We start from the raw sequence: 13,327 nt of genomic DNA, 5'->3' as shown, positions 1-13,327 counted from the left end.
TAGAAATTTGATAATGTGCCAATTGCTTATTGTAATTGGCATTTTTATTTACACAAATTTATTTGAATGATTTTTCTTATATATTTGATATATTCGCCGAAAATGTTTTTTAAAATATACTTGATAATCATAAATATAAATTAAATGGAAAACACTTATTTTCCTATTACTACCTGGTCTGAAGATGACCGTCCGCGTGAAAAACTCCTGTTAAAAGGAAAAGAATCTTTAAGTAATGCAGAATTAGTTGCTATTTTAATAGGATCGGGAAGCCGAAATGAATCGGCTGTAGATTTAAGCAAACGCATCTTGCTGAATGCAGGAAATCTAAATGTTTTAGGAAAAATGTCTATTGCTCAATTAACACAATTTAAGGGAATAGGTGAGGCGAAGGCCATTTCTATCGTTTCTGCATTAGAATTAGGAAGAAGACAAAGAAGTGAGGATGCATTGAAATTTAAAAAAATAACTTCAAGTAAAGGGATATTTGAAATAATGCAGCCAATTATTGGTGAACTTCCCCATGAAGAATTTTGGGTGCTTTTTCTTAATAATTCAAATAAGGTTATTTCTAAATCGCAATTGAGCAAAGGAGGTATAACAGGAACTGTGGTCGATGTCAGGTTAGTTTTTAAACTGGCATTAGAAAACGGTGCTACAGGATTGATTTTGTGTCATAATCATCCTTCGGGAAATCTAAATCCCAGCGATGCCGATATGCAAATTACAAAGAAAATGAAAACAGCAGGGGAGATACTAGATGTTAAAGTTTTGGATCATTTGATAATAACTGAAACAAAATATTATAGTTTTGTAGATGAAGGAATTTTTTAATTTATGAACACTAATATTACAGACATTTTTTTTGATTTAGATCATACTCTTTGGGATTTTGACAAGAACTCTGAAATGGCTTTTGATCGTATTTTTAAAAATAATTTTGGTCATATAAGAATTGAAGATTTTATTGAGAAATATGTTCCAATAAATCAGGAATGCTGGCGCTTGTACCAAAATGACCAGATTACACATCAGGAATTGCGATACAATAGATTAAAATTTTCTTTTGATGCTTTGAATTATGTTATTTCAGATGAAAATATAGATCAGATTGCCAATGATTATATTGAGTTTCTAACCGATAATAATTATTTGTTTGATGGTGCAATTGAAGTTTTAGAATATTTAAAACCAAAATATAAACTCCATATTATTACAAACGGTTTTGCGAGTGTTCAGACTAAAAAAATCAATAATGCTTCACTTGGAGGTTATTTCAGCACAATTACAAATTCTGAATTAGCGGGAGTTAAAAAGCCAAATAGTATTATCTTTGATTATGCTGTCAATTTGGCTCAGGCATCAAAACAAAATAGTATTATGATTGGCGACGATCTTGATGCAGATGTTCATGGAGCTTTAAATGCTGGACTAGATGCCATTTTTTTTAACGTAAGAAATGTTGAAGTACCTAAGAATTTTAAACAAATTAACCATTTACTAGAACTAAAAAAATATTTATAATTATGAAAATAAAAGCTTTATTAGCTCTGTTTCTTTGCTCTTTAATTGGATTTTCGCAATCTGTTAATGATTACAAAGCTGTTATAATTCCATTAAAATATGACTTTCTTAAAACTGAAAATCAGTACAGATTAGCTACATTAACAAAGTCAAATTTACTCAAAGCAGGATTTCAGGCGTTTTATACCAATGAACAGATCCCGGCTGGATTCGACAGATGTGAACTTTTGTATATTGATGTAAAAAAGGACAATGCCTTTTTGGTAACTAAACTTTTTATTGAGTTTAAAGATTGTTATGGAAAAGTAATTTACACATCTGAAACCGGAAAAAGCAGAGAAAAAGAATATGAAGTTGCCTATAAAGAAAGTCTTGAAAATGCATTTACATCTGTAATTGGTTTGCATTATCAATACAGCGGAAAATCTGTTTCTTCTTCAAATGCAGTACAAGTACAACCTGCTGCGGCTGCTGTAACTGTAGCTGCAAATACTCCAGTTGAAGAAAAACCAGCTGTCAATGTAAATCTTTCAGATCCGAATTTATTATACGCACAGCCAACAGAAAATGGTTTTCAATTAATTGATAAAACACCAAAAGTGGTAATGAAGCTGCTTAAAACTTCGCGTGCGGATTCTTTTATAGCAATTAAAGATGGAATACAAGGTTCTTTAAATGCAAAGGACAATCAATGGTATTTTGAATATTATCAAAATGACAAATTGGTTTCTGAAAAAATTTCTGTAAAATTTTAAATAAAATAAGGTTTAATAACCATATTTATCTTTCCAGCGGTTCTTTAAAAATTCGCGGTTGCTGTTCTCTCTCGAATTGCTTCCCGGATTGTAAAGAACCGTTTCTTTTATAGCATCTGGTAAAAATTCTTGTTCTGCAAAATTATTGGCATAGTCATGAGAGTATTTATAATCTTCTCCATAGCCTAATTCTTTCATCAACTTCGTTGGAGCATTTCGCAAATGAATTGGAACGGGTAAATCTCCGGTTTGTTTTACCAGCTGCTGTGCATTTCCAATAGCCATATAGGAAGCATTGCTTTTTGGGGATGTTGCTAAATAAATGGCGCACTGACTTAAAATGATACGACTTTCAGGATAACCAATTGTAGATACGGCCTGAAAGGTATTATTTGCCATAATAAATGCAGTTGGATTGGCATTTCCTATATCTTCACTGGATAAAATCAACATTCTTCTGGCGATAAATTTTACATCTTCTCCACCTTCAATCATTCTGGCAAGCCAATAAACTGCACCATTTGGGTCGCTTCCTCTTATTGATTTAATAAATGCCGAAACAATATCATAGTGCTGTTCGCCTGTTTTATCGTATAAAACTGTATTTTGTTGTACAAGTTTAAGGACCCGGTCATTGGTAATAATTACTTCGTCATTTGGAGAAGCATTTACAACAAGTTCAAAAATATTCAACAACTTTCTGCCATCGCCGCCAGAAAGACGGAGCAGGGCTTCTGTTTCTTTTAAAGTTATATTTTTAGATGCCAATTCGACATCAATTTTCATGGCACGATGTAATAAGGCTTCTAAATCGTCTTTTGAAAAAGCATTTAATATATAAACCTGACAGCGCGATAATAATGCGGGAATAACCTCAAAACTTGGGTTTTCTGTTGTTGCGCCAATAAGTGTAATCCATCCTTTTTCGACAGCGGCCAAAAGGGAATCCTGCTGCGATTTACTAAATCGATGAATCTCATCTATAAATAAGATAGGATTTTTGGCTGTAAATAAGCCTCCGCTTTGTTTCGCTTTATCAATAACATCCCGAATATCTTTAACTCCGGAATTAATTGCACTTAAAATATAAAAAGGACGTTTTGATTCCTGCGCAATAATTTGTGCCAAAGTTGTTTTTCCGGTTCCGGGAGGTCCCCAGAAAATCAACGAAGGTATTATTCCTCTCGAAATTTGCTGCGTCAGCGAACCATTTGGTCCAACCAAATGACTTTGACTTACATAATCTTCTAATTTCTGTGGGCGAATACGCTCTGCTAAAGGTGCTTCCATTTTGTAAAATTACTATTTTCAGATTTAATTTTACCTTCAGTAAAACTATATACTTATTCATTCGGAAACATTTAACATATAAATCTTAAGCTGACAAATTATCAGTAAATTTTATTTGGATAGTTTTTTGATGTCAAAACATAAATTAGAATCGAATAATATGAATGATAATCACTTTAAATTTTCAAATGCTATTATTGGACTGCCGGCATTTTTTGTGCTTTTATTATGGATTATTTATTGGATGCAGATTCGGTTTGATTTTGATTTTTATCAGCATGGAATTTATCCGCGGGATTTTTCAGGTTTACAAGGAGTTTTATTCAGTCCGTTTATTCATGAAAACTTAGAGCATTTATATAATAATTCAATTCCGTTATTTGTATTATTGGCAGCTTTACAGTTTTTTTATCCAAAACAGTCACTAGCAGTTATTTGTTATGGAATTTTGTTTTCAGGATTAATAACATGGATTATAGGACGTTCAAATTTTCATATTGGAGCGAGTGGATTAATTTATGTTCTGGTAAGTTTTATTTTTTTTAAAGGAATTCAAACTAAATATTATCGTTTAGTTGCGCTTTCATTATCTGTTATTTTGCTTTATGGCGGAATGATCTGGTATATATTTCCAGATGTTGATGCGGCAATTTCATGGGAAGGACATTTGGCCGGATTTATTACAGGATTTGGTCTTTCGCTCTATTATAAAACACCTGAATATTCAAAACCAATACTTTACGATTGGCAAAAACCAGATTTTGATCCTCAACAAGATGCTTTTATGAAACATTTTGATGAAAATGGCAATTTTGTTAATACAGAAACGGAAGAGGAAAACGAAAATAATAATCCCGAATCATATTTTAATTCTACTATAGAGGTAAATTATATTGTAACTAAATCAGAATCAGGAGATAAATTTTGATTGTTTAAAAGCATTTAAAGAAAATGATTAATTTTGTTACAACCATTTACAAATTGTATAATGAAAAAGCTTTTTTTGACAATTTTGGTTTTGACTTCAATTGAGTCTTTTGCCCAATGCAATGTAAAGAATAAAGTTCTTGCAGATGGTTCAATGGTATATTATTTCGATCCGGCAGTATTTTATACAACCAAGTCGAAATCACTAAAAATTAATATCGTTACTGATAAAGAAAATTATTTTGTGGCTTTGCAGCCGACTCCTTTCCCGGAAAAAAAAACCGGAAAAAACATAACTGACGATTTAATTATACGCTTAGCTAATAATGAAAAGTATAAATTAACGCATTATGATACTCAATATATTCAAAACGATTCTATAATGCAGGTTCTTTATTTGATAGATAATAAAGATATTGATGCTTTTTCTAAGTTTGAAGCTGTAGTCGCATCAATCAATATGAAAGGAACAGAGTTTGTTCGTGATTATAATTTTAAATTGCACAAAGACGAAATCTTAAAACAGCTGGCGTGTTTTTTGAAGAAAGAAAAGTAACTTAATCTTCATTAAGAGCTTCAGCTTTATCCAATAACTTTTTATGTATGTTTTTAAAAAGATTATTAAATTTAAGCGTTAGCGAAGCAGCATTGACAATTTGGTCTGCATTGTCTCTGGGAAGGAAATCATTCGCATAGACTAATTCAACTTGAATATCATCGGTAAATAAATATCCGGCACCAATATTTAATCTGTTCCTGTCAAAAAAACTAAGACCTGTAACTTTAGTTCCTGATTTAAAGAAAAGTTCGTCAGAAGCCAGTACATAAATTACTCCGGAACGCAGGATTTTACTGTTTACAGGTTGTATGTATTTTATCTGCTGCCGATAACGTATTACATTTTCATGAGTATCATCTTCGTTTTTCATGTGCCGAAGTTCAGCCCGCATTCTTGTACTTAATGTGTAACCGGCTTTATGAAAGTAATAGATTCCCTGTAAGGCATATCTCCATTCTGGTGAAGCAAACTGACCTATTTCAGGTACATCTTTATTGTCAAAATAACCAATAGAAGTTGACAGTTTCCATCGTGGTGACAAATAATAATGTCCCCAGCCTCTAAAAAACCGTTGAGTGTTTTGTTCGAATATATTTGGTGAGGATTTTGTACTGCTGTAACTCGTTCCGATGTTTAATTCTGCAGACCATTTTTCGTTTATAGTTCTGTTAAATTGAACTTCACCCCAAAATTGATTATAGTGTATGGTTTGGCCATAACCAATACTTGCAAAAATAATTGTTATAAGTATTGGACTTATTTTTTTTAGTAAGAAATGATTAGGTTGTGAAGACATAAAATTTACTATTTATTTGTCATTCCTAATTCTTGTATTACTTAACTTCTCTGACGTACAGTTTCATATAAAAATGCACCACAGGCCACAGACACATTAAGCGATCCAATTGAGCCAAACATTGGTAATTTTGCTTTTTCATCAACGATTTTAAGTACAGAAGGATTGATACCCCTGTCTTCAGATCCCATTATAATTGCTAATGGTTCGTTTAATGATAAATCGTAAATATTTTGATCTGTTTTTTCTGTAGCAGCCACAGTTTTTATTCCAGATCCTTGTAAATAGAATATTGCATCTTTAATATGTTCAACTTTACATATTGGAACATTAAAAACCGCACCGGCAGATGTTTTTACAGTATCTCCATTTACCGGAGCTGAACCTGCTTTTTGAATGATGATTCCGTTGACTCCTGTGCATTCAGCAGTTCTGATAATAGCTCCAAAATTTCGAGCGTCTGAAATTTGATCTAATATTAAAAATAATGGTTTAGACCCTGATTCAATAGTGGATTCAACTAAATGTTCAATATCGATAAATCCAATTGGTGAAATTGTAGCAACGGCACCCTGGTGATTATTTGGCGTTAATCGGTTTAGTTTTTCAACAGGTACATAAGAAAAATTAATGTTAGCACGTTTCATTACCTTCATTAGGTCTTTCATTAATTCTCCCGAAATCTCTTTTTGTATAAATACTTTATCGACTTCCTGTCCTGCTTGTATTGCCTCTATAATGGCTCTAATGCCAAATATTTGATGTTCTTTTTCCATAGGGCAAATATAAGTATAATGTTTATATAAAAAAAAACCACCCTGAATGAACAGGATGGTTTTTGGTATTGATTTGGAACAAAATTATTGTTTATCCCAGAATATTTTAGTAGTAACATTATTGTTACCTAGTTTAGCAACTGCTGCTGCTAAACTAGTAGCATTAAGCGTTTGCTCTCTGTTAGGATAAGAATAACGTTTTGGAACTTCAGTGATATCACCATAAGTTACAGCAGGTACTTGTAAAGCAGGGTAGTCTAATCTTCTGTAAGAAGTCCAAGCTTCAAATCCTCTATTGAATAAAGCGATCCATGATTGTTCTCCAATTTTTTGCTTCCAAGTTCCTGTAGCAGTAGCATAAGCTACATCAGGTCTTGCTAAATAAGTTGCAATAGCAGCAGGTGCTACACCCCAGTCTAACATAGAAGCTGTAATAGCTGCATTGTAGTGAGATGCTGCAGTACCACCAACAGCAATACCTCTTTCAACAGCCTCAGCTAGTAAAAATTCAACTTCTGAATAAGTGAATAATACACCAGGATATGTTGGCTCTTTAATTGTTTCAGTTAAGTGAGAGAATGCATCGTAAGTATTAATTGCTCCATAAACTCCTCCTTTGTATAATCCTGATCCAACTGGGTATTCAGTAAAATATTGAGGTCTTCTTGGGTCACTAAGAGCGTTTAATTTATTTACAAATGTATCTGCAGGAATAAAGTCATTACGGCCAGAAGCAACTAAATCAACGTATAATGGGTTAGCATTTGGCTGAGTTGCAGCATAATTCATGTAAGTTCCATCAGCACTAGATGTAATAATACCATCATTAACAGCAGCAATAGCTTGAGTTGAAGCATAAGCAGCATCAACATCATGCATATTGATTGCCATTCTTAAACGTAACGAATTAGCAAATTTAGCCCATTTTGCTACATCTCCACCGTAAACTAAATCAGCATCTCCAAAACTATCTTCACTTGAATCTAAAGAGTTAGATGCTGTTGTTAATTTTGAGATAAGATCTCTGTAAATTGTTTGAGCATCGTCGTATTTTGGCAGTGGGTGATTGATAATATCTAAAGCTTCACTGTACGGAACATCTCCAAAAGTGTCAACTAAAATACCATAAGTATATGCAGTTAAGATATCAATTACAGCAATTTTATTGTTAATAACGATTAATCCTTCAGGAGCTCCAGTGTAAGTAGCTTTTGAATCAACCAAAATTTGTCTAGCTTCTTTATAATCTTTTAATACATCACGGTAATATGTAGTCCAGTGTGTATCAGGAATAGTTCTACCAGTAAGATCATATTGACTTTCTTGTGGGTATTGAACTTCTGTCCATTGTTGAGCAAATAATCTGAAAACGTTAAAGTTAACAGAAGTACTTGTTACTTGATCTACCATTGCATGTTCTGCGTTGGTAAATAAGTACTCAGCCTGAGTGTAAGTTGGACGTTTAGTGTCCGTGTTTAATCCTGTAATATCATCAGTACATGATGCAAACAAGGATAAAAGTGGTATTAATATAAGCAGTCTATTTTTCATAGCTTAGAATTTTATTGTTAAGTTGCAACCAATGTTTCTAGTGGTTGGAAGAGATCCGATAGATAAACCTGCAGATCCAATGTTAGATCCTAAACCACTTTCTGGATCAGCATCTGGAAGGTTCTTGTCAATTATCCATAAGTTAGATCCAATAAGTGAGATTTTTGCATCCACTAATTTGATTTTTTGTACTAATGAAGTTGGTAATGTATAAGTAATATTAACCTCTCTTAATTTAATAAAACCAGCATCATATACATATTGACTTCTTGGCCCGTTTGAGTAAGCGTTTGTAATAGCTCCACCAGTTGAGTAAGCAGTTCTTGTTGTGTTTGGAGTACCATCAGCATAAACTCCTGGGTTGATTATACCTCCGCCAGTAGCAACTGAATTTCTTTTTGGGTTTCCAAGATCATTTAATCCAGCAGTTTCATCAGTTAAACCAGTACCAACACCATACCATTGGTCAGTAGAAAAGATATCTCCACCTTTTTTCATGTCAATTAAGAAACTGAAAGAAAGACTTTTGTATGAAAATTTGTTACGGATACCACCAATCCAATCAGGGTTAATATCACCAATAATGTTATTTGTAGAAGTATTGATTACGTATCTTCCTGTTGTTGGGTTAACAATTTTTTGACCATCAGCAGTATAAGTATAATCTGTTCCTTTAAGAACTCCGAAAGGTTTTCCAACAACAGCGTTTAAAGTAACACCACCTGGGTAAGAACCACCAATTAATAAGTTTTCTACACCATCAGCTAATGCGATTACTTTATTGTCGTTTTTAGACCAGTTAACTGTAATATCCCATGCAAAATCATTTGTTTTAATTGGAGTTGCGTTAAATTGAACCTCAATACCTTTGTTTTGAATAGTTGCAGCGTTTACATAACGAGTTGAGTAACCTGTTGCAGTTGAGTAAGGAACTGGAATAGCTTCGCCGTCGTTTGTATTTTTGTATAAACTCACGTCAAATCCAACTCTTCTGTTTAAGAATTGCATCTCAAGACCAATCTCTTCTGTTTCAGTTTTGATAGGTTTTAAGTTAGGATTGTTTTTTGTAGAGTTTACTGAATATTGTTGTTGTCCATTGAATGAGTTGATTTTTGTGTAAGTATCAACTAATGCCAATGTTGGAGTTCCAAGTGGGCTCTCAGAGTAACCACCTCTTAATTTACCAAATGTTAACCAGCTTGCATCAATAGCTTTTGTGAAAACCCAGCTTCCAGAAATAGAGTTACTGAATAATGAGTTGTCACCTTCTGGTAATTGAGAGAATGCATCTCTTCTTGATGTTGCATCAATAAAGAATTGATCTAAGTAACCTAATGAAACAGAAGCAAAATAACTGTTTACTCCAGTTTTAGTTTCTCTTTCGTAAGGGAATGGACTTCCAGAAACAGAGTTGTCTAAGCTATAAAGACCAGGAACAATAAGTCCTCCTTCTGTAGAAGCAGTAATTTGATTGAAATAGTTTCTTCTTACAGTTCCACCTAATACTCCAGTTAAACTAAAGTTTTCACCAAAGTTATGTTTGAAGTTAAGTAATAAATCGTAGTTCTGTTCAGAGAAGTTACCATTATATCTTTGGTATCCTGAAGTTTCTGTGAAAGCATTGATACCGAAAGTTTTTCCAACTGAACCTACTGCTAATCTTTCTTCACGAAGCTCAGCGTAAGTATCTGTAGATATTTTTGCTGTAGCAGATAACCAGTCAGCAATTTTGTAAGTTAAGTTAGCATATCCAACAAAACGATTTCTACTATCATTTTGGTAGTTTTTGTAACGATCAAAGTATGGGTTATTCCAGTAAGCTGGGAATCCATTACTTACAGATGTTCTGTTCCAAGTTACGTTTTGTCCGCCTGAAGCGTTGTATGCTTGCTCTAATTGTTTCAAATCTACGTTTGTCTGCCACCATTGACGGAAACCAGAAACTAAGTTGTCACTGTATCCAGTCATGTTTCTACCAACTGTTGCTTGATTTGAAAAGTTAGCAAAAGTACTCAAAGATAACTTGTCAGTAAATTGGTGATTTAATTTTAAACTGAAGTTATTTTTGTTTATTTCGCTATTAGGCATTACACCTGTTTGTTTGCTGTTTGTATAATTAAATACAACGTTTGTTTTATCGTTACCATCTTCAAATGAGATAGTATTTACTAATGATAAAGAATTTTTGAAGAATGACGTTGGATCATTTTTAGCCGCTGTCCAAGGAGTAGTTTTTCCATAATTGTTGTTTCCTGGATATGCAGAAAAAGCATCCCATTGGTAAACATTTAACGATGGATCGAAAGCTGCTCCAACAGAAGCGTCATCTCCCATATATACAACTCTGTCATTTACACCATCTCCATTGATATCTTGTGTAGTATCAAAAGAAGCACCGTATCCAGCTCCGTATGATTTTTGGTATTTAGTAAAAGTGCTTTTATCGATTACTCCAGTAACTACTTCAGAAGAAACAGTAATACCTAAACCTCTTTTTGCTTTACCTTTTTTAGTTGTAATCATTAAAACCCCGTTACCAGCTAAGTATCCGTATAATGCAGATGCAGCAGCACCTTTTAATACGTTAACACTTTCGATGTCTTCTGGGTTGATATCCATACCGTTATTTCCGTAGTCATAACCTTGAGCACCTCTTGATTGAGCTACTGTACCATCATTAGTATTGTTTCCATTGTTAATTGGCATACCGTCAATTACAATAAGCATCTCATTACTTTGATTGATAGCTTTAACCCCACGAGAAATTGCACTTGTAGAACCACCAAAGTTAGTGTTTCTTCTAACGTTAACCCCTGCAACTTTTCCAGAAAGTTCATTTAAGAAGTTACCACTTGAAGTACCATTTCTTAAATCTCCTCCTTTTACCTCTTGTGTTGCATAACCAAGAGATTTTTTCTCTCTTTTAACACCTAAAGCTGTTGTTACAACAACACTTTCAAGTTCTTGTGCATCACCAGCTAATTTTACGTTAACTGTTGATGAAGTTGCAGCTATTTCCTGGGTTTTCATCCCAATGTAGCTAAATACCAAAATTTGGCTTGATGAAGCTTTGATAGAGTATTTACCATCAAAATCGGTTTGCGTTCCAGATTTTGTTCCTTTGACTATTACACTAACACCTGGTAAAGGCATTCCTGCATTGTCAGAAACTGTTCCCGAAACAGCTCTTTCTTGCGCAAAAGAAAGTTGCGCAACTAGTACTAATAAAAGCACTAAGAATCCATTGAACTTTAGTTTCATTTTTAAATATTTTGAATTAGTATCGCAAAACTCTTAATAATTTGTTAACTTTCCTAGTAAAATATTTTTTTTTTTCGTTAAAGGTCAAAATTTAACATTATAACATATGTTTATGATAGTGTTATATAATTGTAACTCCTGAATTTTCTCTCCGCCATTTGTAAGGTTAATATTTATTAATCCGTTAGGAGTTTGTATTGATGTTCCAATTCCAATTCCTATTAATTTTTTTATTTTTTTTGGGTCCGAAAGGCTTGTTAAGTCTTGATATATTCCGTAATCGAGAATGGAGTTAATATAAAGATTGGAAGAAACGATATATCTGTACTCTGTAAGAATGCTGCTTGCAAAGTTTGCCTGAAGACTGTTTTCCAAAAAACCTCTGATTGACTTATTTCCGCCGAAACGAAATAATTCATTAGAAATGTAATTTTTGCTTTGCAAATAAAAATTTTGTGAATTTATGTTAATATAATTTTTACTGTTGAGTTCAAAATTATAGCCGGCATTTAGATTTACAAAAAATTGGCTGCTTGGCCCCGCTGTTTCTAAGTCACTATTTGTGTCTCTTTTTCCGAGCCCGATTAATGAATTTAAAAAAGCTTTTTTCTGCATTAAGTTATTGCCGTAGTCTGTTTTTTTATACTCGTATGTTGATGTAAAATATGAATTATTGAAGTCACTTATAATTGCATTGTTTGTGTTTTGAATATCGCTTGATTCTGTGGATTGGTATCCCAGATATATTTTTGAATTATAATTGATGTAATATCCAAGGTCAATAGCAGTTTTTGTGTTTTGAAAAGTACTGTCCTGCTTAAAGATGTTTAATTGGGCTTTGATTCCAAGTGAAGATTTAAAAATATATGGAATTTCAAGTCTTGTGTTAAAAGTTTTTTGTTGATTTCCGTCACTTTTCCAGTACAAAGAAAATTGTTCTCCCGCATGAAGTGTGTTGATTAGTAAAACGTCAAGATAACCGTTGAGTGTTACTTTTTTATTTTCATCATTTGAAAAACCAATAAATCCATCAAATGTATTTGCTTTTCTTTTTTCTACATATGCATAAATTTTAGTTGAGTCCTTTGTGAAAAGTATTTCAGGATATTTTGTTTGAGAAACATACTCAAAATTGTTTATGTCTTCGTAAAGCTGTTTTGTAATTTCTCGATTAAATATTTTGTTTAGATATTTTTTATTAAGTTGTTTTAGATGTCCTTTCGGAAAAAAATTAGCAGAATTGTTATTTGCATAATTTAGGATAATAGAATTTAAAGTTCTTTTTTTCTCAGATTCAAAATTTAAGTCGGCATAAATTATTAAATTCTTTCTCCGGATATTTTTGAGTTTTATTTTATTGAGTGCAAAACCTGCTTTTTCGGCACTAATTGTTTTTTGATTTAAGTAGTTTTCAATTTCAGGATAAGGAATAATTACGGTGTCGTTTAGTGTTTCTTCGAAATTTAAAAATGGATAATTTATACCTATATATATATGCACATATTTTACTCTTTTTTTTAAGTCTAAAAATGATATATAAGTGCTGTCATTTATTTGTTTGGTTTCTACTGTTTTGACATCCAAATAGCCTTCTTTGGAAAGTCTGTTTGAAGTGAGTTTGATCTCATTAAAAAGAGATTTTATATTTGTGTGAGCAGTCTTGTAATTTAGTGAGTCAATAGTTTTGTTTTCAATACTGTTTGATCCGTTTATTTTTAAATAAAAATTTTGAGTGTAAGCGGAGATGCTTATCAAAAGAAAAAACAATGTCTGAAAAAACTTTTTCAATTTGTATAATTTTTGTTTAATTAAACGAAGTGCAAATATCTATTGTTTGTTTGAAAAAACATACTATTAAATAATCTTGTTGAAAATTAATAGATTAACG

General features: G+C 32.6%; 11 protein-coding genes. 5 read left to right on the top strand and 6 right to left on the bottom strand.

Going from position 1 to position 13,327, the window contains the following annotated elements; all coding sequences use genetic code 11:
* The first annotated feature begins 144 nt into the window (after positions 1–144).
* The 3 genes from radC to ASE21_RS19195 are packed head-to-tail and all read left to right on the top strand — an operon-like array spanning position 145 to position 2,279.
* Complete coding sequence (gene radC / locus ASE21_RS19205; protein ID WP_057124305.1) at positions 145–834, top strand: RadC family protein; 690 nt, start codon at positions 145–147, stop codon at positions 832–834.
* 3 nt (positions 835–837) lie between these two features.
* Complete coding sequence (locus ASE21_RS19200; RefSeq protein ID WP_057124304.1) at positions 838–1,524, top strand: YjjG family noncanonical pyrimidine nucleotidase; 687 nt, start codon at positions 838–840, stop codon at positions 1,522–1,524.
* Between the two features lie 2 nt (positions 1,525–1,526).
* Positions 1,527–2,279, top strand: coding sequence for a hypothetical protein (locus tag ASE21_RS19195; RefSeq protein ID WP_057124303.1), 753 nt, complete (start codon positions 1,527–1,529; stop codon positions 2,277–2,279).
* A gap of 12 nt (positions 2,280–2,291) precedes the next feature.
* On the opposite strand, the gene ASE21_RS19190 is transcribed toward ASE21_RS19195, so the two are convergent.
* A complete protein-coding gene (locus tag ASE21_RS19190) occupies positions 2,292–3,569 on the bottom strand; it encodes a replication-associated recombination protein A (RefSeq protein WP_057124302.1) in 1,278 nt (425 codons plus the stop codon).
* 160 nt (positions 3,570–3,729) lie between these two features.
* On the opposite strand from ASE21_RS19190, the gene ASE21_RS19185 reads away from it, so the two are divergent.
* On the top strand, positions 3,730–4,497 hold the full coding sequence (locus tag ASE21_RS19185; protein WP_057124375.1) for a rhomboid family intramembrane serine protease: 768 nt from the start codon (positions 3,730–3,732) through the stop codon (positions 4,495–4,497).
* 60 nt (positions 4,498–4,557) lie between these two features.
* Complete coding sequence (locus ASE21_RS19180; RefSeq protein WP_057124301.1) at positions 4,558–5,052, top strand: hypothetical protein; 495 nt, start codon at positions 4,558–4,560, stop codon at positions 5,050–5,052.
* Between the two features lies 1 nt (position 5,053).
* On the opposite strand, the gene ASE21_RS19175 is transcribed toward ASE21_RS19180, so the two are convergent.
* The 5 genes from ASE21_RS19175 to ASE21_RS19155 form a co-directional block, all read right to left on the bottom strand.
* On the bottom strand, positions 5,054–5,851 hold the full coding sequence (locus ASE21_RS19175) for a DUF2490 domain-containing protein (protein WP_057124300.1): 798 nt from the start codon (positions 5,849–5,851) through the stop codon (positions 5,054–5,056).
* Positions 5,852–5,892: 41 nt separating this feature from the next.
* A complete protein-coding gene (rlmB, locus tag ASE21_RS19170; protein ID WP_057124299.1) occupies positions 5,893–6,627 on the bottom strand; it encodes a 23S rRNA (guanosine(2251)-2'-O)-methyltransferase RlmB in 735 nt (244 codons plus the stop codon).
* Positions 6,628–6,711: 84 nt separating this feature from the next.
* Positions 6,712–8,178 (bottom strand): SusD/RagB family nutrient-binding outer membrane lipoprotein, encoded by a 1,467-nt coding sequence (locus ASE21_RS19165; protein ID WP_057124298.1) that lies wholly within the window; start codon positions 8,176–8,178, stop codon positions 6,712–6,714.
* 3 nt (positions 8,179–8,181) lie between these two features.
* Positions 8,182–11,439, bottom strand: coding sequence for a SusC/RagA family TonB-linked outer membrane protein (locus ASE21_RS19160; RefSeq protein WP_057124297.1), 3,258 nt, complete (start codon positions 11,437–11,439; stop codon positions 8,182–8,184).
* A gap of 84 nt (positions 11,440–11,523) precedes the next feature.
* The gene (locus tag ASE21_RS19155) at positions 11,524–13,227 is read right to left on the bottom strand and encodes a hypothetical protein (RefSeq protein WP_082603509.1); all 1,704 of its coding nucleotides are present in this window, start codon (positions 13,225–13,227) and stop codon (positions 11,524–11,526) included.
* Between the last annotated feature and the right edge of the window lie 100 nt (positions 13,228–13,327).

The sequence above is a fragment of the Flavobacterium sp. Root901 genome, assembly GCF_001429765.1.
Taxonomy (GTDB): domain Bacteria; phylum Bacteroidota; class Bacteroidia; order Flavobacteriales; family Flavobacteriaceae; genus Flavobacterium.
The sequence above is the reverse complement of the archived record's forward strand: the minus strand, read 5'-3'. Positions and strand labels throughout refer to the sequence as shown.